21 protein-coding genes are annotated in these 26,228 nt (G+C 55.6%); 20 read left to right on the top strand and 1 reads right to left on the bottom strand.

The genetic code is table 11. The annotated features are described in order from the left end of the window. Nucleotides 1-2 precede the first annotated feature (2 nt). The 14 genes from pdxS (at nt 3) to HMPREF1627_RS09695 (ending at nt 16,003) form a co-directional block, all read left to right on the top strand. Entirely contained in the window at nt 3-905 is a 903-nt protein-coding gene (gene pdxS / locus HMPREF1627_RS09760) for a pyridoxal 5'-phosphate synthase lyase subunit PdxS (RefSeq protein WP_034503492.1), read from the top strand. Then, a complete protein-coding gene (pdxT, locus tag HMPREF1627_RS09755; RefSeq protein WP_034503489.1) occupies nt 899-1,495 on the top strand; it encodes a pyridoxal 5'-phosphate synthase glutaminase subunit PdxT in 597 nt (198 codons plus the stop codon). The genes pdxS and pdxT overlap by 7 nt, the downstream gene beginning before the upstream one ends. 2 nt (nt 1,496-1,497) lie before the next feature. Beyond that, on the top strand, nt 1,498-2,127 hold the full coding sequence (gene ruvC / locus HMPREF1627_RS09750; RefSeq protein ID WP_034503487.1) for a crossover junction endodeoxyribonuclease RuvC: 630 nt from the start codon (nt 1,498-1,500) through the stop codon (nt 2,125-2,127). A 43-nt stretch (nt 2,128-2,170) separates the two neighbouring features. Continuing rightward, a complete protein-coding gene (gene ruvA, locus HMPREF1627_RS09745; protein WP_034503484.1) occupies nt 2,171-2,764 on the top strand; it encodes a Holliday junction branch migration protein RuvA in 594 nt (197 codons plus the stop codon). Continuing rightward, nucleotides 2,754-3,788, top strand: a complete 1,035-nt coding sequence (gene ruvB, locus HMPREF1627_RS09740) for a Holliday junction branch migration DNA helicase RuvB (protein ID WP_034503482.1) — start codon at nt 2,754-2,756, stop codon at nt 3,786-3,788. Before ruvA ends, ruvB begins: the two co-directional genes overlap by 11 nt. A gap of 102 nt (nt 3,789-3,890) precedes the next feature. Beyond that, nucleotides 3,891-4,268 (top strand): preprotein translocase subunit YajC, encoded by a 378-nt coding sequence (locus HMPREF1627_RS09735; protein ID WP_034503479.1) that lies wholly within the window; start codon nt 3,891-3,893, stop codon nt 4,266-4,268. A 29-nt stretch (nt 4,269-4,297) separates the two neighbouring features. Further along, nucleotides 4,298-6,253, top strand: a complete 1,956-nt coding sequence (secD, locus tag HMPREF1627_RS09730; protein WP_034503476.1) for a protein translocase subunit SecD — start codon at nt 4,298-4,300, stop codon at nt 6,251-6,253. Next, on the top strand, nt 6,250-7,320 hold the full coding sequence (gene secF, locus HMPREF1627_RS09725) for a protein translocase subunit SecF (protein WP_034503474.1): 1,071 nt from the start codon (nt 6,250-6,252) through the stop codon (nt 7,318-7,320). The genes secD and secF overlap by 4 nt, the downstream gene beginning before the upstream one ends. Continuing rightward, entirely contained in the window at nt 7,317-7,859 is a 543-nt protein-coding gene (locus tag HMPREF1627_RS09720) for an adenine phosphoribosyltransferase (RefSeq protein WP_034503472.1), read from the top strand. The genes secF and HMPREF1627_RS09720 overlap by 4 nt, the downstream gene beginning before the upstream one ends. A 42-nt stretch (nt 7,860-7,901) precedes the next feature. Further along, nucleotides 7,902-10,211 carry a RelA/SpoT family protein gene (locus HMPREF1627_RS09715; RefSeq protein ID WP_034503471.1) on the top strand — a complete coding sequence of 770 codons (2,310 nt, stop codon included), beginning with the start codon at nt 7,902-7,904 and terminating at the stop codon, nt 10,209-10,211. Between the two features lie 161 nt (nt 10,212-10,372). Further along, entirely contained in the window at nt 10,373-11,686 is a 1,314-nt protein-coding gene (locus HMPREF1627_RS09710; protein WP_034503469.1) for a DUF349 domain-containing protein, read from the top strand. An 8-nt stretch (nt 11,687-11,694) separates the two neighbouring features. Further along, the gene (locus HMPREF1627_RS09705) at nt 11,695-12,426 is read left to right on the top strand and encodes an MBL fold metallo-hydrolase (RefSeq protein WP_199805891.1); all 732 of its coding nucleotides are present in this window, start codon (nt 11,695-11,697) and stop codon (nt 12,424-12,426) included. A 45-nt stretch (nt 12,427-12,471) separates the two neighbouring features. Beyond that, complete coding sequence (gene hisS, locus HMPREF1627_RS09700) at nt 12,472-13,827, top strand: histidine--tRNA ligase (RefSeq protein WP_034503466.1); 1,356 nt, start codon at nt 12,472-12,474, stop codon at nt 13,825-13,827. A 220-nt stretch (nt 13,828-14,047) separates the two neighbouring features. Further along, complete coding sequence (locus tag HMPREF1627_RS09695; protein ID WP_199805890.1) at nt 14,048-16,003, top strand: DEAD/DEAH box helicase; 1,956 nt, start codon at nt 14,048-14,050, stop codon at nt 16,001-16,003. Nucleotides 16,004-16,017: 14 nt separating this feature from the next. On the opposite strand, the gene HMPREF1627_RS09690 is transcribed toward HMPREF1627_RS09695, so the two are convergent. After that, nucleotides 16,018-17,397, bottom strand: coding sequence for an MFS transporter (locus HMPREF1627_RS09690; protein ID WP_052040922.1), 1,380 nt, complete (start codon nt 17,395-17,397; stop codon nt 16,018-16,020). A 157-nt stretch (nt 17,398-17,554) separates the two neighbouring features. Here HMPREF1627_RS09690 and aspS point away from each other — a divergent pair, with 157 nt between their 5' ends. From aspS to rpsD, 6 genes are all read left to right on the top strand, one after another. Next, nucleotides 17,555-19,372: an aspartate--tRNA ligase gene (aspS, locus tag HMPREF1627_RS09685; RefSeq protein WP_199805883.1), complete on the top strand. Its 1,818-nt coding sequence runs from the start codon at nt 17,555-17,557 to the stop codon at nt 19,370-19,372. Nucleotides 19,373-19,518: 146 nt separating this feature from the next. Then, nucleotides 19,519-21,897, top strand: coding sequence for a TIM-barrel domain-containing protein (locus HMPREF1627_RS09680; protein ID WP_034503456.1), 2,379 nt, complete (start codon nt 19,519-19,521; stop codon nt 21,895-21,897). A gap of 13 nt (nt 21,898-21,910) precedes the next feature. Further along, the gene (locus HMPREF1627_RS09675) at nt 21,911-22,528 is read left to right on the top strand and encodes an L-threonylcarbamoyladenylate synthase (RefSeq protein ID WP_034503451.1); all 618 of its coding nucleotides are present in this window, start codon (nt 21,911-21,913) and stop codon (nt 22,526-22,528) included. Between the two features lie 66 nt (nt 22,529-22,594). Next, nucleotides 22,595-24,013: a L,D-transpeptidase family protein gene (locus HMPREF1627_RS09670; RefSeq protein ID WP_034503448.1), complete on the top strand. Its 1,419-nt coding sequence runs from the start codon at nt 22,595-22,597 to the stop codon at nt 24,011-24,013. Nucleotides 24,014-24,027: 14 nt separating this feature from the next. Next, nucleotides 24,028-25,398 (top strand): replication-associated recombination protein A, encoded by a 1,371-nt coding sequence (locus HMPREF1627_RS09665; protein WP_034503444.1) that lies wholly within the window; start codon nt 24,028-24,030, stop codon nt 25,396-25,398. 120 nt (nt 25,399-25,518) lie between these two features. Beyond that, complete coding sequence (gene rpsD, locus HMPREF1627_RS09660) at nt 25,519-26,142, top strand: 30S ribosomal protein S4 (RefSeq protein ID WP_034503441.1); 624 nt, start codon at nt 25,519-25,521, stop codon at nt 26,140-26,142. The last annotated feature ends 86 nt before the right edge of the window (nt 26,143-26,228 follow it).

Below are 26,228 nucleotides of genomic sequence, written 5' to 3'. Positions count from 1 at the left end.
GGATGACTGAGCAGACGACCACACGCGAGGTCGGAACTCCGCAGGTGAAGCGGGGCATGGCTCAGATGCTCAAGGGCGGCGTCATTATGGACGTCGTTACTCCTGAGCAGGCAAAGATTGCCGAGGACGCAGGTGCAGTTGCCGTTATGGCACTTGAGCGCGTTCCCGCTGATATCCGCGCTCAAGGTGGCGTTGCCCGCATGTCTGACCCGGATCTCATCGACGGCATCATCAATGCCGTTTCGATCCCGGTCATGGCAAAGGCTCGCATTGGCCACTTTGTCGAAGCTCAGGTTCTTCAGTCTTTGGGCGTCGACTACATCGACGAGTCAGAAGTTTTGACCCCTGCGGATTACTCCCACCACATCGACAAGTGGAACTTCACCGTTCCCTTCGTCTGTGGTGCGACCAATCTTGGCGAGGCTCTTCGTCGCATCAACGAGGGCGCCGCAATGATTCGCTCCAAGGGAGAGGCCGGCACCGGCGATGTATCGAACGCGACTACGCATATGCGTAAGATCCGTGACGAAATTCGCCGTCTCACCTCACTGCCTGAAGACGAACTCTACGTTGCCGCGAAGGAACTGCAGGCTCCCTATGAGCTGGTCGCTGAGGTTGCTCGTGAAGGACGCCTTCCCGTGGTTCTTTTCACCGCTGGCGGTATTGCTACTCCCGCGGACGCTGCAATGATGATGCAGCTCGGCGCAGAAGGCGTTTTCGTGGGCTCCGGCATCTTTAAGTCCGGCAATCCCGCGAAGCGTGCGGCCGCAATCGTCAAGGCAACGACCTTCTACGATGATCCCGCCGTGATTGCTGAGGTTTCCCGAGGCCTCGGTGAGGCAATGGTTGGCATCAACGTTGACGATCTTCCCGTCGACCATCGATTGGCTGAACGCGGATGGTAACGGTCGGCATCCTTGCCCTTCAGGGCGATGTCGCAGAACATGTGCGGGCGCTGGAAGAATCCGGCGCCCGCGCTGTCCTTGTGCGACGTCAAAGTGAACTAGACGCTGTCGACGGCCTCGTTATTCCCGGTGGGGAATCGACGACCATGTCGAATCTGCTTCTGTCTTTCGGCCTCTTCGATCCGCTATCGAAGAAAATCGCGGAGGGGATGCCCGTTTACGGGACCTGCGCGGGAATGATTATGCTCGCTACGCATATCCTTGACGGCCGAGACGACCAGCGTTCCTTTGCCGCGATCGATATGGTTGTGCGCCGCAATGCTTTTGGGCGGCAGGTCGATTCGTACGAAGAAGATCTTTTCATCGACGGGATTGAAGGCGCACCTTTCCCGGCGGTCTTTATCCGTGCTCCCTGGGTCGAGTCGGTCGGCAATGACGTGAAGGTTCTTGCCCGCGCGGGGAATCTACCTGATGGCCCCATTGTTGCTGTTTGCAGCGGCCAGGCCATGGCAACCTCTTTCCACCCGGAGATTGGCTCAGACTCACGATTCCATGACCTTTTCGTACGGATGATCCGCGGAGAAGCCTGAAGATGCGGGTATTGGGTATTGACCCAGGTATTACGCGGTGTGGACTCGGCGTTGTAGACGTCGATGCGACTCGTCGTGCCTCGATGGTTTTCGTTGGCGTCGCGCGTTCGTCAACTGAGCTTGCTCAGCATTTTCGATTGGCGAAGATTGCCGATGCGATTGATCGCGTCATTGGGCTCTACCATCCTGAGGTGGTTGCCATCGAGCAGGTTTTTGCACAAGACAATTTGCGTTCCGTTTCGACAACAATGCAGGTTATGGGCGTAGCCCTTGCTGCAGCGGGGCGCGCGGGGCTGCCGATGGCGATCCATACTCCATCCGAAGTGAAAAGTGCCGTCACGGGAAACGGCAATGCCGACAAAGCGCAAGTCCAGCATATGGTTGCTCGTATTCTCGGATTAGATAAGCCACCCAAGCCTGCAGATGCTGCGGACTCCCTCGCGATAGCGATCTGCCATGCGTGGCGGGGGACCGGACTTCTTGGAGCTCGATCGGATTCGACGGTTGCAGTTTCCTCTTCAGGAAAGCTCTCTGCGCGCGGACAGCTGACTGCCGCACAAGAAATGTGGGCACAAGCGCAAGCGGCTCAGCGCCGCACCGGCGCGGTCGATCCCAGGCGGCGGCGTAGCTAGGGTATCGTACGTATGTTCGGTCCCATCGATTTGAGGTGAAGTCATGATTTCCAGAGTTCTCGGCACAGTGGCGCAAGTTGGCGTCGACGATGTTGTCGTGGTCTACGGGGGACTTGGCTTTAAGGTCTTCATTGTTCCGCCCTTGGCAAGCGAGTTGCACAAGGGTGATGAGGTTGAGCTCTACACCCACTTAATTGTTCGCGAAGACGCATTGACTCTCTATGGTTTTAAGACCGAAGAAGAACGAAAAGTCTTCGAGATTCTCATGTCCGTGACCGGAATTGGACCTCGAATTGGACTAGCTGCTCTGTCGGTCTTCAGCCCGAATGATCTGCGCCGAGCCGTTGCTGATCAAGATACCGCAACGCTTTCGCGCATTCCGGGAGTTGGAAAGAAAGTCGCCTCGCGAATGCTCGTCGAATTGGGCGACAAACTTGGCCTTCCTGCGCAGCTTCCCGAGGCCTCGGCCCCCTCAGCCGGGGTGGTTGAAGCAGAAGTGAAGGCCGCGCTCATCGGGCTTGGATGGAATGAAACAAAGGCGGAGAGCGTCCTGTCTGAGCTCGGTGGAAACGGGCTTAACGCTTCCGATCTTTTGCGGGCTGCACTCATGAAGCTGGGAGGCGCTAATGGCCGATGAATTTGAGCCCTCGATCAACATTGTTGCTCCGGATGCCGGAGAACTCGAGAGGGCTGCCGAGGCCGCACTTCGCCCCAAGCGTCTCAGTGAGTTTGTTGGTCAAAGTGTCGTGCGCAATCAGCTTCAACTGGTGCTGGATGCTGCTCGGGCACGAGGCGCGAGCGCTGACCATGTGCTTCTTGCTGGCCCTCCCGGGCTAGGAAAGACGACCCTGGCCATGATTATTGCAGCGGAGATGGGAACCTCACTGCGACTGACTTCTGGTCCCGCTATCCAACATGCCGGTGACCTTGCGGCGATTTTGTCCGGCCTTCAAGAAGGCGATGTCCTCTTTATTGACGAAATCCATCGTCTTGCACGCACAGCCGAGGAAATGCTCTACCTGGCGATGGAAGACTTCCGCGTTGACGTGGTGGTAGGAAAAGGACCCGGGGCAACCTCAATTCCTTTGACCCTTCCCCCCTTCACTGTCGTCGGAGCAACGACGCGATCGGGGCTTTTGCCGGCGCCTCTTCGCGATCGTTTCGGCTTTACGGCACATCTGGAGTTTTATTCGACTGAAGACCTAGAGATGGTCGTGAAGCGTTCTGCTGATCTTCTCGCTACACCCATCGATGCACAGGCTGCCCATGAAATTGCCTCACGCTCTCGAGGCACTCCCCGTATCGCAAACCGTCTACTGCGGCGAGTCGTCGATTTTGCGCAGGTACGTGGAAATGGGCAACTCACTCTTGAGGCCGCTCGGGGAGCTCTCGAGCTTTTTGAAGTTGATGCCTTTGGTTTGGACCGACTTGACCGCGCCGTTTTGGATGCGATGTGCCGTCGTTTTGCCGGGGGACCGGTGGGACTGACCACTTTGGCTGTCACGGTTGGAGAAGAAGCAGAAACTGTCGAGACGGTTGCGGAGCCCTATTTGGTGCGTGAAGGCTTCATTTTGCGGACGACACGCGGGCGCATGGCGACGGCGAAGGCTTGGAAACACTTAGGGCTTACTCCGCCGCCTGAATCGACGCTTTTTGAGTGATTTTTGTGAACCCGGACGGTATGTCACCGAAAACCAAGCGTAGCTATTAGACTGTATGCGGATAGTTATCGTGCGTATCTGCCCCTAGAAGAAAGACACACCGTGGATTATAAATTCCTGCTCTTCCTTGCCATCGCAGTCGTTGCCATGTTTGTGATGAATGCTCGTGCCCGCAAGCGCATGATGGAGCAAGAAAAAGAAGCAGAACGACGTCGCAACGAAATGATGGTTCCGGGTGCGTGGGTTCGCATGCGCTGCGGATTCTGGGGACGCTTTGTTGACAAAGACGGCGAGATCATCATTCTTGAAACTCCCGGCGGCTCCGAAACCTACTGGGATCAGCGCGCAGTTCTTGAAGTTGCTGAAGAACTTCCCTTCCAAGGCAGTGAGTCTGACAACCAGGACGATACGCAAGAAGAGCCGGAAGAAGAACCCATCCTCGGCTTGGATTCGCAGGAAAACCCCACCGACACGAAGTAATCCCCTAAGGGACCCAAAGGCAGCCCATCGTGAAAACTCAAAAGCGCCATCCATGGCGCGCACTCTTTACTCTCATCTTTATTTTTGTTCTCGGGACAGCCTCGCTTGTCGTCGGAAAACTGACGAACAAGGGTGCTTCCTACACTCCTTCCTTGGCTTTGGACCTGCAAGGTGGAACGCAGCTCATTTTGACCCCAGTTTCGACGGGACAGGGCGACCGAGAGGTTACTGAAAGCGATATCACCGAGGCGATCAACATCATTCGCCAGCGTATTGACGCATCCGGTGTGTCAGAGTCGGAAATCTCCTCTCTGGGTTCGAGCAATATTTCTGTGTCGATTCCCGGTACTCCTTCCCAGGAAACCTTGGATTTGATTCGTTCGTCTTCGCAGATGAACTTCCGTCCGGTTCTGGCGATGCTTCCCGCAGTCAAGCAGTCGGAGGGAACACCTACGCCTTCTGCAAGCCAGGGTGCGGAAGTGACGAGTCCTCAGAACAGTGAGTCTCCTTCTCCTTCGGAGTCTGCATCGGCGTCTCAGAGCGCTTCTCCTTCGGAGAGCGCATCGCCTTCGGCGTCTGCAAGCCCGAGCTTAGTCACTACCGCACTGAGCGAAGAACGCGCTAAGGAACTTGCCGATATCAATAAAGACGGCGTTCTTTCTGATACACCCAGCGAGAATCCCCAGAGTAACTCGGATCTGAAGTGGGCCACCGAGCAGGCTCGCTATGACCTTTTCACTTTGGACTGCACCACTGCTCGTGGCGGACGCACCGAAGCCCCCGCGGATAAGCCCTACGCTGCTTGTGACGCGGATGGGAACATTAAGTACCTTCTTGGTCCGGTTGACGTTTCGGGTGCCAATCTTGCCGATGCAAGCGCCGGAATGGGCGTGAACCAACAGGGGCACACGACCGGTGAATGGATCGTAAACCTCACGTTCAACGACGAGGGCGCGAAGCAATTCGCTGAGGCATCGAAGCGGCTCTACGATCTCAGCCAAGATACTGAGGGCGGTAAGAGCTACGGCAAGCCTGATCGCAACCACTTTGCGGTGGTGCTGGATGGACAGGTGATTACTGCTCCCTCGATGAATGCGGTCATTACGGACGGTAAGGCCCAGATTTCGGGTAACTTCACCGCGAAGACTGCCTCAGCCTTGGCCAACCAGTTGCGCTTCGGTTCTTTGCCCTTGAACTTCGAAGTTCAATCGGAACAGCAGATTTCTGCAACGCTCGGCTCTGAGCATCTTGAAAAGGGTCTGTGGGCTGGCCTCATTGGTCTGCTTCTCGTTGTCCTCTACATGATTTGGCAATACCGTGGCCTTGCCGTTATTTCAGCAGGTTCGCTGCTTGTCGCAGGATGCCTAACCTATCTGGTCATCACGGTTCTTTCATGGGCCGTTGGTTATCGATTGTCACTTGCTGGCATTGCGGGCTTGATCGTTTCTGTCGGTGTTACTGCGGACTCCTTTATCGTCTACTTCGAACGTATCCGAGATGAAGTCCGCGATGGACGTCCACTCAGTGCCGCGGTTGATGAAGGCTGGGATCGTGCGAAGCGAACCATTTTGGTCTCCGATGCGGTCAACCTTGTTGCAGCTGTTGTTCTCTACGTCCTCGCTGTCGGTGGTGTTCAAGGCTTCGCCTTCACCTTGGGTGTGACAACGGTCGTGGACTTGGTCGTGATCTTCCTCTTCACGCACCCCATGATGGAGCTTCTCATTCGCACCGAGTTCTTCGGTGGGGGACACAAGCTCTCGGGTCTCGATCCCGAGCACTTGGGTGCGCGCTCGGCAATTACTTATGCCGGCCGAGGCCGTGTGGTTGTTTCAGCGCAGGGTTCCGAATCTGAGCAGCTGGGCGCAGATGGTGAAGTCTTGTCACTTGCCGAGCGCAAACGTGCTGCCCGTTTGGCGGAGCAAGAAAAGGCGGAGGCAACTGCCACACCTGAGGTTTCGGACAAGCAGGAGGGAGAAGACCAATGATGAGTTACGCGCAGTGGGGCAATGCCCTGTACTCGGGTGAGAAGTCATATGCGATCGTGCCTAAGCGTCGGATCTTTGTCCGAGCTGCTTACGCCGTTATTGCTGTGTGCATCGTGTTGATTGCCATTCTTGGCCTCAACCGTTCATTCGAATTTACCGGCGGTTCGCAATTTACACTGACCGGTCTGACCAACACCTCGCAGCAGCCGGCATACGATGCAATCCAGAAGGCCAACTTGGCCTCTGAAGTTCGCGTCTCCTCGGTGGGCGTCGACGGTATCCGTGTTCAGACGGAATCCTTGGATTCTCAGAAGACTCTTGCGGTTCGCGAGGCTTTGGCTCAGGCGTACAGCGTCAACGCCAGCGATGTTCAATCCGCTTCAATTGGCCCCTCTTGGGGACGTGACGTGACGGCGAAGGCTGCTCAATCACTGATCATTTTCTTGACTCTTGTTGCCGTTTTGATGACGGTTTACTTCCGGTCATGGACAATGTCGGTTGCCGCGATTTTTGCGCTCTTCCACGATATTGCGATGACTCTTGGCTTCTTCGCGGTTACCCGCGTTGAGGTTTCGCCGGCAACGGTCATCGGCTTCCTGACAATTTTGGGCTACTCACTTTACGACACCGTCGTGGTTTTCGATAAGGTTCGTGAGCTTACCAAGGGAATCAATGATCAGAACCGCTACACCTATGGCGACATGGTGAACTTGGCTGTGAACCAGACGATGGTTCGTTCGCTGAATACCTCCATCGTTGCCTTGCTCCCGGTGGGATCCATTTTGATCATCGGATCTTTGCTCTTGGGAGCGGGAACGCTGACCGATATCTCGCTTGCCCTGTTTGTCGGAATGATCGTCGGTACGTACTCGTCGATCTTTATCGCCTCGCCTTTGCTGGTTATGCTTGAAGAACGCCGTGCCTCTACAAAGGAACACAATGAAATTGTTGCCCGTCGGCGTGAACGCGACGGCGGCAGCAGCGACCATGTCCGCGTTGCACCGGTCCAGCCCGGTCGACGCCTCGCAAATGATGCCCAACCCAAGAGGAAGAAGGCCCGCCGATGAGCGCTGAGCTCGGCAAAGTTGTCAGTGATTTGGTCTTGAGCCACCTGCGAGAGGTTCAAGACTTCCCCGAGGAAGGAGTGCTGTTCCGCGACATCACACCGCTGCTTGCAGACGGAGAAGCCTTTGCGAAGCTCGTCGAGCTTCTCGCAGATCACTACCGCGGTCGTATTGATGCAGTAGCAGGCTTGGAATCACGAGGCTTCATCCTCGCTGCTCCCTTGGCTACCGCTCTTGGAATTGGCATGATCACGGTCCGAAAGGGAGGCAAGCTTCCCGGTCCGGTGATCGGTATCGACTACGATCTCGAGTACGGAAGCGCACGTATGGAGCTCAATCCGGGCCTCGTTCGTGAAGGTGCACGTGTTCTTGTCGTCGACGATGTGTTGGCGACGGGTGGAACTGCAGCGGCATCTGTGAAACTGCTTGAGCAGTGTGGCGCGAAGATTGAAGCCGTTGCTATTTTGCTTGAGCTTGAGGCGTTGAAGGGACGTACAAAGCTGGAGCCTCACGTGAAGGTTGAAACTGCTGTCGTTTTCTAATTCGGGCCTTTCATTCCCGCAGATCACTTGTATCATTGAGGAATGAGTGAGCAAAAAGACGATGTGACCCGGCCGCCCGCGGCCGGGTCACGTGTGCGTTCAGGACTTGTATGGTTCGGTGCTCGTTCAAAGACGACGACACCCGAGATTGAACCTCTGATCCGCGCCCTCCGTGCAAATCACCCGAAAGCCGATATTTCACTGATCGAGCGAGCGTATCGTACGGCAGAAAAAGCCCATCGCGGGCAAATGCGTAAGAGCGGGGAACCCTACATTACTCACCCGGTCGCCGTCGCCACGATTTTGGCTGAGGTTGGTATGACCTCGCCAACGCTTGCTGCCGCTCTTTTGCACGACACCGTTGAAGACACCGACTACAGCTTGGAACAGCTCACCGCGGATTTTGGTCCCGCAATCGCACAGCTCGTCGACGGCGTGACAAAGCTCGACAAAATCCGTTACGGAGCAAACGCCCAGTCGGAGACTCTGCGCAAAATGATTATCGCGATGAGTCGTGACATCCGTGTTTTGCTCATCAAACTTGCTGATCGCCTCCACAATGCTCGTACCTGGCGTTTCGTACCGGTCGAATCTGCAAAGAAGAAGGCGCGCGAAACGCTTGAGATTTACGCTCCGCTGGCACACCGCCTCGGAATGAACATGATCAAATGGGAGCTTGAAGAACGCTCCTTCAAGGTCCTCTATCCCGAAATCTACGAGGAAATCGATCATCTCGTTGCCGAGCGCGCTCCCGAGCGAGACGTTTACCTACGCGAAGTAATCACCCAGATTGAAGAAGATCTACGCAGGTCCGGAACTCAAGGTACCGTGAGCGGGCGACCTAAAAACCACTATTCGATCTATCAAAAGATGATCGTTCGTAATAAAGCCTTCGATGAGATCTTTGATCTGGTCGCGGTGCGCGTGCTGGTTGAGACAGTTCGCGACTGTTATGCGGTTTTGGGAGCGCTCCACGGTCGATGGAACCCGATTCCCGGGCGCTTCAAAGACTATATCGCCATGCCGAAGTTCAACTTCTATCAGTCGCTGCATACGACGGTGATTGGTCCCGGCGGGCGTCCGGTTGAGATTCAGATCCGCACCTACGAGATGCACGAGCACGCCGAGCACGGCGTCGCCGCACACTGGAAGTACAAGCAGAATCCGAACGCGAATTCGCTTGAGTCGGATCGAATGAGTGCTGACGAACAGATGAACTGGCTTCGTGCGCTCGTCGATATGGAACGGGAAACCGGCGATCCCGAAGAATTCTTAGATTCTCTTCGCTACGAGATTTCCGGTGAAGAGGTTTATGTCTTCACCCCCAAAGGCGAGGTCGTTGTCCTTCCGCGAGGGGCAACGCCGGTTGATTTCGCTTACACGGTGCACACCGAAGTCGGTCACCATACGGTCGGCGCGAAGGTCAATGGGCGCCTCGTGCCTCTTGATACGCGACTTGAATCGGGCCAGACCGTTGAAGTTGTCACTTCGAAATCTGATAAAGCGGGTCCGTCGCGAGACTGGTTGGCCTTTGTTGCATCGCCACGAGCGCGCTCAAAGATCAAGGGCTGGTTCTCGCGCGAACGTAAGGAAGAGGCCGTCGAAGCGGGCAAGGAACACATTGCGCGTGCTATGCGTAAGCAGAACTTGCCTCTGCAGCGTTTGATGAGTCACGACTCACTGCTCTCTGTTGCTACCTCTTTGGGATATCCCGACATTTCTGGACTGTATGCAGCCGTTGGTGACGGTCATATTTCCGCGCAAAGCATCGTCACGAAGCTCGTTGAAAACCTCGGTGGGGGAGACGGAACAGAGGAAACTCTCTCCGAAGCGATTACCCCCGGAAGCCATCGAGCGACAATTGGCGAGTACAGTGCGAAGGGACAGGGCGTCTCTGTCGCGGGTATGAATGCCAATGACGTTTGGGTCAAGCTTGCACGTTGCTGCACGCCTGTGCCGGGCGATGAGATCATCGGTTTTATTACCCGCGGCCAGGGTGTGTCAGTTCATCAGAGTTCATGCCCCAATGCGATCCGTCTCCAGGGACTACATCCGGAGCGTTTCGTGGACGTGTCGTGGAGCGGTGAGCACTCACATGCCCAGTATCTCGTTCAGATTCAGACGAAAGCCTTGGATAGGCCAGGACTCTTGGCTGATATGACGAAGGTGATGACCGATTATCGCGTGAACATTCTTTCGGCATCGACGGTGTCGACGCGTGATCAAGTTGCGACGGCGCGTTTCAGCTTTGAATTGGCAGAGATCAGTCACCTCAATGCTGTGCTATCTGCTTTGCGTCGGGTTGACGGGGTTTTCGAAGCGGTGCGAGTATCGACCTCTGCGGCGCAGTAAGTGCGTATCGCTTCGTGGAATCCTAGTGAAACGTCACACCTTTTTTTATGAGTTTGGCGGCTATTTCATTTAGGATGGATGCGTACCGTTGATGGTATGCCTGTGTGGAGCCCCCACGCACCGCGTCGGATGGGAAACTGTCCCAACCTCTAAGGAATATCGTGACCACTTCGCCTGAACCGCAGGCCGTTGAGCCTGAAGTTGCCGCTGCACGTACTGTCGAACAACCAGGAACCCAGGAAATGTCGACCGATTTTGGTCGGATTGACTCGCAGGGAAATGTGTGGGTTAAGGACGGCGAAGAAGAGCGCATGATTGGCTCTTTCCCCGAAGGCCTGCCCGCAGATCCCTTTGCTCTGTATACGCGTCGTTACGCAGATCTTGAAGCTACGATCAAGCTTTTCGAAGATCGACTCGCTTCACTTGGTCCCAAGGAAATTGACCAGACTTTAGCAACCCTCAAGGAGGCAGTTGCCCTTCCTAACGCAATTGGCGATTTGCCGGCATTGCGTGCGCGCGTAGCCGCTGTCGAAGAACGTGCCCAGGCACGTAAGGAAGAGGCAAAGGAAGAGCGTCGCCTCGCAAAGGAACAGGCACTTGCCGAACGTATCTCTCTGGTCGAGCGTGCTGAAGCGATTTTGGCAAAGGAATCTTCGAAGATTCATTGGAAGCAATCAGGTCAGCTGCTTCGAGATCTCCTCGAAGAGTGGAAGCAGATGCAGCGCAGGGGTCCGCGCCTCGATAAAAGCACTGAGGACGAGCTCTGGAAGCGTTTCTCGGCAACCCGTACGCAGTTTGACCGCCGTCGCCGTCAGTACTTCTCTGAACTTGATGAGCGCCAAGGCCAGGCCAAGCGCGTGAAGGAAGAAATTATTGCTCGTGCCGAGGCGCTGAAGGATTCCACCAACTGGGGTGAAACTTCCGCTGCTTTCCGCGACCTGATGGAGCAGTGGAAGCGCGCACCGCGAGCGTCCCGCCGTGAAGACGACGCGCTGTGGGCACGTTTCCGTTCCGCTCAGCAGGCCTTCTTTGATGCTCGTCACCGTAATGATCTTGCAGTTGATTCCGAGTACCAGGCGAACTTGAGTGCAAAGGAAGAGCTCCTCAAGGAAGCTGAAGCACTGCTTCCCATCACGAACCATGAGGAAGCCAAGTCTGCGCTTCGTTCGATTCAGGATCGTTGGGCAGAGATCGGTCGTGTTCCTTCTGAGCACTTCCGAAAGATCGAGTCTCGACTGCGCGCCGTTGAAGATGCTTTGCGCCAGGCGGAAGAAGCGGAGTGGCGTCGAACAAATCCCGAAACGCGCGCGCGTGCAACGGGAATGCTTGGACAACTTGAAGAACAGCTTGAGCAGCTGCGCGAAGACCTTGAGACCGCTAAGGCACAGGGTGACGATGCTCGAGTTCGTGAGTTGACGCAGGCCTTGGAAACCAAGAAGGCATGGTTCGACCAGATTTCTTCGACGCTCTCGTGAGTCAGGGAATTCGGATCCATGTGATCCCAACACCCTTCTATGGTGCGAATTGCTACGTCATTTCGCCCAGAAGCGAAGGTAGTGCGCCGGTTCAGTCTCTTGTTGTCGACCCTTCGTTTGGTGCTCGTGACAAGATTCGAGAGGCACTGGAGGAAGACAACGCCTACGTGGGTGCGGTGCTGGCGACACACGGCCATGCCGACCACGTCTGGGATTGCGCAGAGATCGCCTCGTGGGCACCAGATGGTCCGGCTCCGGTGTGGATCCCGAGTCCTGACGTGTACCGCTTGGATGACCCGGCCTCGTACGTGAGCCTTCCTCTTCCTGAGGAAGTGAATGTACCGTGGGTAAAGCCTGCGCTCATCAAGGAATGCCCAGTCGATACTCTCGAGTACGTTCGAGGTGTCTACTTGCGTATGGTTCCGGCCCCCGGACACACCGAAGGTTCAGCGCTCTTTTTGGGCGCATCGGAGCTCACTGTGTTCTGGAACGGTACTCGCGCTTTAGATACCGAGGTCGTTGTTCCTTGGGCGCTCAGTGGTGACGTCATTTTCGCGGGCTCTGTTGGCAGAACCGATATGCCCGGTGGTGACGAGACCCAAATGCGTCATTCCTTGCGTACGCTCGCCAATGTGATCGACCCGCAGACGATTCTCTTCCCTGGACACTCGGTTGCAACGACCATGGGGGATGAGCTGGAGTCAAACGCCTACCTTAGGCGCGCTCGAAGCATCGGTTAGGTACTTGCGCCGACATGTGAGCCGGCGCGTGAAAGAATAGGACTCATGGCACGTACTTCACTTTCAGGTTTCCCAGAGTGGCTCCCGCAGGGGCGCATCGTTGAACAGGCGATTTTGGACCACATTCGTTCGGTTTTCGAGCTTCACGGATTTGCGGGAATCGAAACTCGAGCTGTCGAGACTCTTGAGCAGCTTCAATCCAAGGGTGAAACCTCGAAAGAAATCTACGTTCTGGACCGTCTTCAAGCACTGAAGGAAGAAGGTGGACGTTCCTCAAAGGAGCGCCAAATGGGCCTTCACTTTGACTTGACTGTTCCTTTTGCGCGTTACGTGATCGAGAACGCCAACGAGCTCGATTTTCCGTTTAAGCGTTATCAGATCCAAAAGGTCTGGCGCGGTGAACGCCCACAGGACGGTCGTTTCCGCGAGTTTACTCAGGCAGATATTGATGTTGTTGGTCTGGGCGAGCTTCCCTTCCACTACGAAGTGGATCTGCCCTTGGTCATGGCAGAAGCTTTGATGTCTTTGCCGATTCCTCCCGTTCACGTCTTGGTCAACAACCGCAAGGTTGTCCAGGGAATTTGTGAGGGCCTCGGCGTCGATGACGTTGAGTCTGCACTTCGCGGCCTCGATAAGCTCGATAAAATTGGACCCGAAGGTGTGGCTGAGGAGCTTGCCGAGGCCGGGCTTGAGCAGCCGCAAATCGAGGTGCTCTTGCGTATGGCGCAGATCCGTACCGAGGATTCCGAGCATCTGCGCTCGGAGGTGAATGCGCTGGGCGTATCGAGTGAAACACTCACTCAGGGCTTGGATGAACTGTGCGCATTGGTTGAGCAGGCTGGGGCAGCGATGCCGGGTGTTGTTCTGGCTGATCTGAAGATTGCTCGTGGACTGGATTACTACACGGGTTCCGTTTACGAAAGCGAAATCGTTGGGCACGAGGACTTGGGATCGATCTGTTCCGGCGGACGTTACGATTCTCTTGCCAAGGACGGAAAGCGAAGCTATCCCGGTGTCGGCCTCTCTATCGGCGTGTCTCGTTTGGTGTCACGAATCCTTTCACAGGACATGGTGACAGCTTCTCGTAAGGTGCCGACCTGCGTTGTTATCGCAGTTGCTGACGAAGAACAGCGTCAACACTGCAATGCTCTGGCGACGATCCTGCGCAAGCGCGGGATTCCCACCGATGTTGCCCCCAGTGCGGCGAAGTTTGGCAAACAGATTAAGTTTGCTGACAAGCGGGGGATTCCCTTCGTATGGTTCCCGGGAAGCGAAGGCGAAGCGGATACCGTCAAGGACATCCGTTCAGGTGAGCAGGTTCAAGCTGATATCTACAATTGGCAGCCTCCGGCAGAAGACCTTCATCCCTCGGTTGTTCCTACGCAAGACTCGAACGACTAAGCTTCAGGGTGCCTTCGGTGTGCGATCTCACCGGAGGCACCGCTGTCTTCACGCCCAAGTAACTGATAGCCTTGCAAGGCAACGAGGCGCAACCCAATGGTGGTCGAGTGCGTCTCGGCGGTGAAAACGGTGTGGGGTCGCGCGTCATCCGTGAAGTCGACCCAGAGCGACGCTAATTGTAAGGAAACTTGTGTCCACTGCGCCCGAAAACGCCACTGAAATGACCTTTGCTGATCTCGGCCTCCCCGATGATCTTCTCGCAGCCATTACCCAGATGGGGTATGAAGTTCCCACTCCGATCCAAGCTGAGGCAATTCCTGCACTTCTCGAACTGCACGATGTCGTTGGAATCGCTCAGACTGGCACGGGAAAGACCGCTGCTTTTGGCTTGCCTCTTCTTGCCGTGATTGATTCAGATGAACGCCATGTGCAGGCACTTGTTCTTGCCCCCACGCGTGAGCTGGCAATGCAGTCCGCACAGGCAATTTCGGATTTTGCTTCTCATAGTCGTGATATCGATGTTGTCCCGGTCTACGGTGGTTCCGCCTATGGACCGCAGATTGGCGCGCTCAAGCGCGGAGCTCAAGTTGTTGTAGGAACACCGGGGCGCGTCATTGATCTGATCGAAAAGGGTGCCTTGGATCTGAGCCGGGTCTCAATGCTTGTCCTTGACGAAGCTGATGAAATGCTTCGTATGGGATTCGCGGAAGACGTTGAAACCATCACGTCTTCTGTTCCTTCCGATCGCCTCACTGCGCTTTTTTCCGCGACTATGCCCGCCGCAATCGAAAAGATCGCACAGACGCATCTCAAGGATCCCCTCAAGATCGCTGTATCCGAAGAGTCATCGACAGTTGATACTATTCACCAGACCTACGCGGTGGTTCCCTACAAGCACAAGATCGGTGCTTTGTCACGGGTCCTAGCGACGCGAGCGCAGCACCAGAGCAACGAAGAATCCGACGCAGCGATCGTTTTTGTCCGCACGCGCCTTGATGTCGAAGAGATTTCACTCGAATTGAATTCTCGAGGATTTAAAGCGGCCGGTATTTCTGGTGACGTCGCGCAAACCGAGCGCGAGCGCATGGTCGAGCGGTTGAAGAATGGGTCCTTGGACGTTTTGGTCGCGACCGACGTTGCTGCCCGTGGCCTCGATGTCGAACGTATTGGTTTGGTCGTGAACTTCGATGTGCCTCGTGAAGCTGAGGCCTACGTTCACCGAATCGGACGAACAGGGCGCGCGGGACGTCAGGGGCGATCGCTCACCTTCTTCACGCCTCGTGAGCACTCTCGTCTTCGCAAGATTGAAAAGCTCACCGGAACTCAGATGGAGGAAGTTGAGATTCCTTCTCCCGCTGCGGTTTCCCAGTTCCGAGCCAGCCGGATCTTAGATTCGATTGGCGAGCGAATCGAGAAGGGGCGTTTGGATCTATACCGCACGCTTCTTGACGAAATTCACGATACGACCTCTCTTGAGATTGAAGATATCGCTGCCGCTCTCTTAGCCAATGCGGTCGGTGATGAGGGCCCGAGTGCACGAATTGCTGACGACCGACGCGGAAACGGCAAGATTCGCCGCGAAGAAGAACTCGATGAGTCCGGAGAATTTGCTCGGGCGAGCTTTGAAGGCGGCCGTGATCGTGAGCGTCCGCTTAAGGGACGTAAGACTTCGACAACGCCTCGTCACGCGGTGGGAACCGGTACTCGCTACCGCATTGAGGTCGGTAAGAAGGACCGCGTCAAGCCCGGTGCCATCGTCGGTGCAATCACCGGTGAAGGTGGTATTTCAGGGGCAGATATCGGCCACATCGATATTTACCCGACTTTCTCTTTGGTTGAGATTCACACAGATCTCAGTGCAGATTCCATGACGCGCATTTCCAAGGCTCATGTTTCTGGACGAGCCTTGCGAATCCGTGTCGATGAAGGCCCCGATGGCAAATCACACGCGCCTAAGAAGAGTCCGATTGCGCGTAAGGAATCCCGAGAAGGTAGCCATCGCCTCGATCGGGGACGCGGGCGTCATCTTCCGCATTCTGAGGAGCACCGCTTTGATGATCGCCGAGGCGAGCGTCGCTTTGGGGATCGCGAACGTTCGACGCGTGGTGGTCGGTTTGCGCAGCCGCAGCGCAAGTCAGCCTCGAAGAAGGTAGCTAAGCGCCGCTTCGGTCGCTGAGTCGGACGAGGAACTTACACGGACGCGCGGGGGAGGAGGTCTTCCTCGCGCGTTCGCATTGCTGCGAAGACTCCCACGACAGCGATCGAAAGCGCGATGAAGGTTGCGGGAAGATAAGCAATGGGACCCGTGAAGCCAATAGCGTTCCAGAGAGCTAGCGCAAGAGAGACGAAAGCAAGCTCGACGGCTGCGCCTGCTGAATCAGCAACCTGAAGCCACGAAGATGCCCGTCCGTGCATTGAAGGATCGGTTGAACCCAAGGTGAAGTCAGAAATCGTTGAGTGCGTGAAACCGACACCGATACCAGACAAAAGCCAAGCAATAAAGACAGGCCATTTCGGTAGGGACGGGTTGAGAAGCATCGACAGGGGAGCAAGACCGATCACGATCATGCAGGAACCAATTTTGGGAAGCAGAAGGCGCACGCGTCGATTCTTAAACTGCGACTGAATGAAAGCGCCGCTCGCCCATGAAAGCGTCGCGATAGTAACGGCAAGTGAAGCCGTATTCGCGCTCCACCCGTGGATGCGCTGAAGAAGAAGCGGCATGACGACTTCCGCACCGGTCACTGCCCCCATCATGAGAAGACGCGTCATGACAAGAGCGGGGATTCCGCGCTTGAGCCTGAAGGTTCCCTTTGGGAGCAGACGAGGCAGGGTAAAGATTGAGAGCACGAAGCCGAGGGCTCCGACCGCTGACATTGCCCACACCGACTGGAAAGTTCCCGAGATCTGTAAGAGGAAGACACCCAAACCTGAGCCCAAAGCCAAGCGAAGGAAACGCGCAGAGGGGAGACGCCCCTGAGGCGTACTGACCAGTCCCTTGAGAACCGAGTGCAAGGGAATGGCTCCAAAAATTGCCAGGAAGGGTGCGACTCCGAAAACAATTCGCCATCCCCAATAAGTCGCGACGAATCCGGCAAGAGCGGGCCCGACTAATGCGGGGAAGACCCACGAGAGTGAGAATGCTGCAAAATAACGCGGACGGTGCAGGGGAGTGGCTATCGCCCCGACAAGCACGTAGAGGGGGACGATGATAAATCCTCCTCCAAGACCCTGGACGAGACGGCCAAGAACGAAGACTGCGATATGGGGTGAAAAGGCGCTGATCAGTAATCCGACGCAGAAAAGTATGAGTCCCCATGCAAAGACTTTTTTGACACCGATCGCGTCGCTGAGTCCACCGGCGAGAACGTTGGCAATGAGGTTCGTAATGAGCGCGGTTCCCGAGGCTACTGCAAACCAAGAGTCTGCATGGAAAGACGCAACGACGTTCGGCATGATTGTCGTTGTTGCAAGCGATTCAAAAGCGGAAAGCGTGATCAAGATGACTGCGGAGAGCATGAGCCCTTTTTCGGCACTCGACCACGCCTGAGAATCGGAGCGTGAACCCATAGCAACACACGTTACACACTTTCGAGGGTCACTTCTACAATGCTTGCCTGATCAACTGCACGTGCGCACAGGTATTTTCCCGGCTCATCGGCGCGAAAGGAGTATGATGTCCGTGCCGCCGCTCGTCTCGCGGATGGTACCAACGAAAGGAAAAACAGTGCTTCGCACTCACAATATTGGAACGCTTGGCCTTGACCTTGTCGGCCAAACCGTCACCCTGACCGGATGGGTCGATCGACGCCGCGACCACGGCGGTGTCGCATTCATTGATCTTCGTGATGCCTCGGGAATCGCGCAGGTGGTGGTTCGCGATGAACGCGTCGCCCACGAATTGCGCAGCGAGTTCGTTTTGAAAGTGACTGGAGAGGTCTGCGCTCGCCCTGAAGGCAATGAGAACCCGAATCTTGCAACGGGCGCCATTGAAGTGATGGGCGATGACATTGAGATTCTCAATACCTCGGCACCTCTTCCTTTCCAGGTTTCTTCCAACGCTGAAGATTCAGGCAATGTTGGTGAGGAAACCCGACTGAAGTACCGCTACCTCGATCTGCGCCGCGAACCGGAACAATACGCGTTGCGCCTGCGCTCGAAGGTCTCACGTGCGGCCCGCGATACTCTTTACGCTCACGATTTCGTCGAAATTGAAACGCCGACGCTGACACGTTCCACACCCGAAGGTGCGCGTGACTTCATTGTTCCTGCACGTCTGGCTCCCGGTTCGTGGTACGCGCTTCCGCAGTCTCCTCAGCTTTTCAAGCAGATGCTGATGGTCGCCGGAATGGAACGCTACTTCCAGATCGCGCGTTGCTACCGTGATGAGGACTTCCGCGCGGACCGCCAGCCCGAGTTTACCCAGCTTGATATCGAGATGAGCTTCGTCGATCAGGACGACGTGATCGCAGTTGCCGAAGAGATCATGAAGAATGTCTGGGCGCTCATTGGCTATGACCTCCAGACTCCGATTCCTCGCATGACCTTCAAAGATGCCATGGAGAAGTACGGTTCGGATAAGCCTGACCTGCGTTTCGGGTACCAGCTTGTTGACCTGACCGAGTACTTCAAGGACACGACTTTCCGTGTCTTCCAGGCACCCTACGTCGGCGCGGTTGTTATGCCCGGTGGTGGTTCTCAGCCTCGCCGTACCTTCGACAAGTGGCAGGAATGGGCCAAGGCGCGCGGCGCCAAGGGACTTGCTTACGTCACGATCGACGACGAAGGAAACCTGGGCGGCCCGGTTGCAAAGAACATTACCGAAGCTGAGCGCGCTGGCCTCGCCGAGGCAACTGGCGCCAAGCCCGGTGACTGCATCTTCTTCGCTGCCGGTAAGCCCACCGCCTCGCGCGAGCTGCTTGGTGCCGCTCGCTTGGAGATCGGCAAGCGGTGCAACCTTATCGATCCCGATGCTTGGGCGTTCACGTGGGTTGTCGACGCACCTCTGTTCAAGCCGACCGGAGATGCCGAGGCCGAGGGTGATGTTGCGCTTGGACACAGTGCATGGACGGCAGTCCACCACGCCTTCACTTCGCCAAAGCCCGAATGGCTCGACACCTTCGACCAGGATCCTGGAAACGCTCTGGCTTACGCTTACGACATTGTCTGCAACGGTAATGAGATCGGTGGTGGCTCGATCCGTATCCATCGTCGCGATGTCCAAAACCGTGTCTTTAAGGTGATGGGAATCGGAGAAGAAGAAGCACAAACACAGTTCGGCTTCCTCCTCGATGCCTTCAAGTTCGGCGCTCCGCCGCACGGTGGCATTGCCTTTGGGTGGGACCGAATCGTGTCCTTGCTGACCAAATCCGAATCGATTCGTGACGTCATTGCCTTCCCGAAGTCGGGTGGTGGCTATGATCCGTTGACCGATGCTCCTGCACCCATTACTCCTGCACAGCGTAAGGAAGCTGGCGTTGACGCGAAGCCGAAGAAACGCGGTGAGGAAGATGCTCAAGCGTCAAGCGAAAAGCAGGGCGCCTAAGGAATTGATTTCTCAGTGATTTTGGGGTGGATGATGCGCATCATCCACCCCAAAATTCTGATGAATGCAAGTAGGCACAAGGCCTCTCAAAGGATTAGGCTAGTCCTTCAGCAGGACTCGATACCGATTCCCAGGAGTGAAACGAGATGGCTATTCTTCCCCCGCATCTTTTACCGTCCGCTGTAGTTGCACCACCTTCTCAGCAGGTGGTAAGCGGGACATGCTGGCGAATTCAGGTCCTCTCGGACACAGTGATTCGTCTTGAGTGGGATCCACGAGGAGACTTCGTCGATGGGCCAACTCAGATGATGGCTCAGCGAGAGTGCGTTTCTCCGAAAGAACTGCGTATCGACCGTGACCCCTCGGGCTCGATCACTATTGAAACTGCACATATGCACTTTCACTACGACGGTGAAGCTCCCAGTTCTAATGGACTCTGGGCACAGGTACGTGAAGAAGACAGTTGGGGTGGAACGTGGCGATGGGGGACAGACCGGGAGTTTCCTTGGCTTCAAGGTCGGAATCTGCGAGGGACCTGCCGCACTCTTGACACGGTCGATGGTAGATGCGAACTCGACCGAGGGGTGGTCGATGGCCGGGGAATAGTCTCTCTTATGGACGACACCTGCCCGGTGGATGAAGACGGTAATTTCTTGCCTTCGCGGCCCGAGCATACAGATATTTATATCTTTGCAGCAGGGGCAGATTTCCCCGAGGCCGTTCGTTCTTTCTATCGTCTAAGCGGGCCCCAAGCGATTCTTCCTCGCTTTGCCTTGGGCAATTGGTGGAGTCGCTATCACCGATACAGCGAAGAAGAATATCTGCGGGTTATGGATGATTTTGCTTCCCGCGCGGTCCCCGTATCCGTCGCAGTGATCGACATGGATTGGCATATCACTGAGCCTCCGGAAGGAGCAGGCTCTGGGTGGACTGGATACACCTGGGATCCGCAGCTTTTCCCGAATCCCGAGCGTTTCCTCTCCTCCCTTCATTCGCGTGGCCTTCACACTTCGCTCAACCTGCATCCAGCGGATGGAATCCGTTATTTCGAGGACGGATACGAGCGTCTTGCGACTCGCATGGGAATTGATCCCGAGTCTCATCAGACGGTGCTTTTTGATCCTGCGGATCCGGAGTTTATGCTCGCCTATTTTGAAGAGATCCTGCATCCTCTTGAGGATCAGGGAGTCGACTTTTGGTGGCTTGATTGGCAGCAGGGAGAACACACTTCAACACGTGGCCTCGATCCGTTGTGGGTACTGAATCACTACCACTATCTCGATAGCGCGCACCGCCATGGGCGAGGACTCACTCTTTCGCGCTACTGCGGTCCGGGTTCTCAGCGCTACCCGCTCGGATTTTCTGGCGATACCTACATTACGTGGGACTCTTTGAACTTCCAGCCGGAGTTTACTGCGACCGCTTCGAATATCGGATACGGCTGGTGGAGCCACGATATTGGCGGCCATATGCTGGGGCGTCGTGATCCTGAATTGGAGACGCGCTGGGTGGAAAGCGGCGTCTTTAGCCCGATCATGAGGCTTCACTCATCGAATAATCCCTTCACTCGCAAAGAACCCTGGGTCTTCGATGAGCCGCACTGCGATATCCAAGAGGAATACCTGCGCTTGCGACACCGCCTGGTCGGGTACTTGCATTCCGAGCAGCTGAACGGACGTGAAGAACTGCTCCCGCTGATCCGCCCGATGTATTGGGAACACGATGGCCATGAGCAGTCATGGGAAGTTCCCAATTGCTTCCGTTTCGGTAGCCAGATGATTGTCGCCCCGGCGACGTCTCCTTCTTACGAGGCCACCGGTAAGAGCGTGAGCAACGCTTGGTTGCCAGAGGGAACCTGGGTTGATTTGATGGCGAATCTCGCCTATGCGGGAGATCGAAAGATCGCGTGTTGGTCCGATCTGGGGCGCACTCCGCTTTTTGCTCGGGCGGGAAGTGTTATTCCCCTGTGCGGTCGCGCAGCGAAGCCTGAATCGGACGGTGTTCTTGGAGCCTTGGGACGCCAATCATATGTCGGTGTTGAGAATCCTGATGCTCTTGAGATCTTGGTTGTAACAGGTGCCGATGGCGATTATGAATTGCTCGAGGACCGTGACAGTGATGAGAGCCTCGTTCGAACAAAGATTCACTGGAATGATAATGAGGGAATCTTGCGAGTCGAGGCAGCTGTGGGAGATTTGGGATCTCTTCCCCAGCAGCGAGAACTGTCTCTTCGTCTTCTTGGCCCGAACGTCCACGCCGAACTCATAGAGTTGGGGACTTTCCTTCCGGCGCAGGGCGCTCAATTCCTGGTGACCCGTGAGGCTATGAGCGAAAAAGACAAGCGTACGCGCGAAATCCATCGGATTTTGACACACGCCCGCTGTGAGGTTGAACTTTTGACCCGCTTGGACTCATGCTGGAACCAAGGGCTTGGCAGTTTCCTTGCAGCTCTTAATCATGAGGATATTCCGCACGATCTGCGCGATGCTTTGACTCAGATTGCCATTGCGTCAGACCTCGAGTGAATGAAGGAACATCATGTCTTTTGTTGAAATTCATCCCGAGAATCCGCAGACTCGCCTTGTTGATCGCGTCGTCGATGTGCTCAACTCCGGTGGGCTAGTTGCTATACCGACAGATTCGGGTTACGCGCTCGCGTGTGTACTGGGAAATAAATCTGGAATTGATCGTATCCGCGTCATTCGTCGCCTTGACGAGAAGCACAACTACTCACTTCTTTGTGATACTTTTGCGCGCCTTGGTGACTTGGTCATTATGGACAACTCGCAGTTTCGTGCGATGAAAGCCTCGACTCCGGGGCCTTATACCTTCATTCTCCCCGGAACTAAAGAAGTTCCCCGAATGACGCTTAACAAGAAGAAGCACACTATTGGTGTACGTATTCCAGACCACCGCGTCGTTCAGTCAATCCTGTCTGCCCTCGGCCAGCCTCTGGTCGCTTCATCGCTGATTCTTCCAGGGCAGAGCGACGTTATGAGTGATGGCTTTGAGGTTGATGACAAGATTGGCTCTCAAGTTGACCTAGTCGTTGTGGCACCGGTCGGCGGTGACGAGGCGACATCGGTCATTGATTACACCGATGGTAGCGCGCGTATTGCCCGGCGTGGAGCTGGAGACTTAAGTTTGTGGGAGTAACAGCACATCTCTTCTACGCGCATTATTGCCGGAATCGACAGTGAAAACAGATAGCATGAGAGGGTTATGAAAAAGCTATCCCTCAAACTGTCGGTCCTCCTTGGAATCACGGTTGTTGCCCTTATCGCCCTTGGCGTGTCTGGGTGGTTCTACTCAGCGCATGCGCTCCCGCGCACGTCCTTAGCTGGGCAATCGATCTCTTCTTTGTCTCAACAGCAGGTTGAAGATCAGCTCCGTCAAAGGGTTGATTCCGCAAAAGTGACCTTAACTGTTGCAGAGCAGACGCGTGAAGCTTCGCTTTCAGATCTGGGAATCTCGGTTGATGTTCCCGCAACCGTAGATGCGGCTTTTTCTGAGAATCGAAGTCTATTTTCCCGTTTTCGCGGGCTCTTCCGCTCGCGTTCGATTACACCTGTCGTGAACTTCGACCAGTCGAAGCTCGCCGCTTTCGGCACTGCTTTAACCTCACAGGTGGGAACGCCGATGAGCGATGCCCACCTCAAGGTCAGTGATGACGGTACTACCTTCGAAGTTGTTCCCGCACAAGAGGGAATTACTATCGAGAGCTCCGAACTCACGAAAGTTCAGCAAGAAGTTGCCACGGATTTGGGGACACAAGGACGTTCGATTCCAGTTGAGGTTCGTAAACCTCAAGTGACGACCGAAAGGGCTGAGGAAGCAAAGACGCTGGCGATGGCTTTGATAGCTCCCAGCGTGACGATCACTGATGGAATTGATGACTTCACTGCCTCGCAACAAGACAAGATGAAGTGGGTCAAGGTCAGTGTCGAAGGAGACAAAGCGGCAGTGCTTGATTCCCAGGCTCTTTCAGCTTGGGTTAATGAGCTTGCGAAGTCGACGAACGTTGAATCCGAAAAGGGAATCCAGGGTGTCAATAGCCGTGGGGACGTCGTGGGTGTACTCAAGGCGGGTACCGTCGGTTACCGCGCAAATAACACTGAATCAGTGATTTCTGGAATCGAAGATGCTCTGAAGAACGGGAAGTCCTATTCGGGCGACTTTGACTATGACAAGGTTGAACCCGAATATGATCGCCAAGATATCCCTGATGGTTACGGCGACGATGTCTACCAAGCCTCTGCTGGTGAAAAGTGGATCGATATTGATCTGTCAAAGAACACTGTTTCGGCTTATGAAGGTCGCACCATTGTGCATGGCCCGACTCCGATGGTTCCCGGAGCTCCCAATACTCCAACCGTTACGGGTAAGTTCCACGTTTATCTCCAGTATCAATCTCAAACAATGGAGGGAGAGAACGCCGACGGCACTCCCTACAAAACCGAAGGTGTTCCTTGGGTAACATACTTCTACGGGGGATATGCGATGCACGGAGCACCGTGGCGGTCCTCTTTCGGTTGGTCGGGCTATGGAGGCTCTCACGGGTGCGTCAATATGCCTGTCGACGCCGCCCATTGGATTTACGAATGGGCAGATAACGGCACAGTTGTGATCAGCCACTACTAAATCGGGGAGTGAAGATGGATCTCTTTGATTCACAGGGAATCGAAGAATTCGGGACCCCTGTGGTTGATGAGCATGCTCCGCTGGCAGTTCGGATGCGTCCTCAGAGCATCGAGGAAATCGTTGGCCAGCAGCATCTTTTGAAGCCGGGGTCGCCTCTGCGCAGACTCCTCACTCCAAGTACTGATTCCCCCGCAGGCTTGAGTTCCGTAATTCTTTGGGGGCCTCCCGGGACAGGGAAGACGACTCTTGCCTACCTTATTGCGCGCGCATCGGGGCGTAGATTCTGTGAAGTATCTGCAGTTACCTCCGGAGTGAAAGACCTCCGTGACGTGATTGCGCAAGCGCGCCGAGGACTAACTTCGACAGGAGAAGAGACAATCCTCTTTGTCGATGAAGTTCACCGCTTTTCCAAATCGCAGCAAGATGCCCTTCTTCCGGCGGTCGAAAATCGCTGGGTTACTTTGGTTGCTGCCACGACCGAAAATCCTTCATTCTCGGTAATTTCCCCCCTACTCTCGCGCTCTCTTTTACTGACTTTGCATGCGCTCACCAGCGAAGATCTTTCTCTTTTGCTTGATCGTGCTCTTGCCAGTGATACGGGCTTGAAAGCGCTCTTTGACCTGTCTGATGATGCTCGAGCTGGCCTTTTGCGCTTGGCTGGCGCAGATGCGCGCAAGGCGCTGACCCTCCTCGAGGCGGCTGCGGCCTCGCGCGCGGAAAAGAGCGAAGCCGCGGCGGAGAATGCGCAGGAGCCTTGGGTGATCGACGCCGACGATGTCGAAAATGCTGCAAATCAGGCTTTGGTTCGTTGGGATCAGGATCAGCACTACGATGTTGCCAGCGCTTTTATAAAGTCCATGCGCGGCTCTGATGTTAACGCAGCGTTGCACTACCTCGCGCGGATGCTTGAAGCGGGGGAGGACCCACGTTTTATTGCCAGGCGCGTCATGATCTGCGCTGCTGAAGATGTCGGTATGGCTGCTCCCGAGGTGCTGACAACTGCCGTTTCAGCCGCGCAAGCAGTTCAAATGATCGGCATGCCTGAAGCGCGGATCATTCTGAGCGAAGCAGTCATTGCCGTCACAGTGGCGCCGAAATCAAATCGCGCTTATCTGGCGATTGATGCTGCGCTGGCTGATATTCGACGGGGCAAGGGATCAGCGGTGCCCCCGCACCTGCGCGATGCTCACTACAGTGGAGCTTCACGTTTAGGACATGGCGTCGACTACATCTACGCTCACGATGGCCCTCACCATGTTGCGGCGCAGCAGTACCTACCCGACGATCTTGTTGGTGCTTCGTACTACGAGCCGACGATGAACGGCAATGAGGCTATCCTCACTAAACGGCTTGCAGTGCTTCGTGAACTATTAAAAGTACGCTAGACTGATCCGGTTGCCCGTATGGGTGACACATACCTGGGGTCTTAGCCGACGGCACAATGCCTGGAGTTGACCCCGCATCCGCATCGCGGGTGCGACATCAGAGACAGGAAAGGTCATTTAATGGCTCACAATCGTTCACGCAAGCAGGTGCGCGAATCCCGCGCCCTTGGCTTCGCACTCACCCCGAAGGCAGTTCGCTACTTCGAGAAGCGTCCTTACGGCCCCGGTGAACACGGCCGTAGCCGTCGCCGTCAAGAATCTGACTACGCGGTTCGTCTGAAGGAAAAGCAGCGTCTTCGTGCACAGTACGGCATCCGCGAGGCGCAGATGCGTCACGTCTTCGAAGAGGCACGCCGCAGCGCAGGTCTGACCGGTGAAAACCTGGTTGAGCTCCTGGAAATGCGTCTTGATGCTCTGGTTCTGCGCGCTGGCTTTGCTCGCACCATCCAGCAGGCTCGTCAGTTCGTCGTTCACCGTCACATCATGGTTGACGGCAAGATCGTCGATCGTCCGTCCTTCCGCGTGAAGCCCGGACAGACCATCCAGGTCAAGCCCAAGTCTCAGACCACCGTCCCCTTCGAGATTGCAGCCGAGGGCGTCCACCGCGATGCACTTCCTGCAACCCCCGATTACCTGGACGTTGAGCTCTCTCGCCTGAAGGCAACGCTCGTGCGTCGCCCGAAGCGTGCAGAGGTTCCCGTCACCTGCGACGTGCAGATGGTCGTCGAACACTACTCGCGCTGATTGCGTTTAGGTAAAGCCCCGAGGCACTGCCTCGGGGCTTTGCTTTATTGAGCACGCGCGAATGACCAATACACGATTCTGATTGT

The sequence above is a fragment of the Actinomyces sp. S6-Spd3 genome, from assembly GCF_000758755.1.
Classification (GTDB): domain Bacteria; phylum Actinomycetota; class Actinomycetes; order Actinomycetales; family Actinomycetaceae; genus Pauljensenia.
Note: the sequence above shows the minus strand (reverse complement) of the source record. Positions and strands in the feature narration are given on the sequence as shown.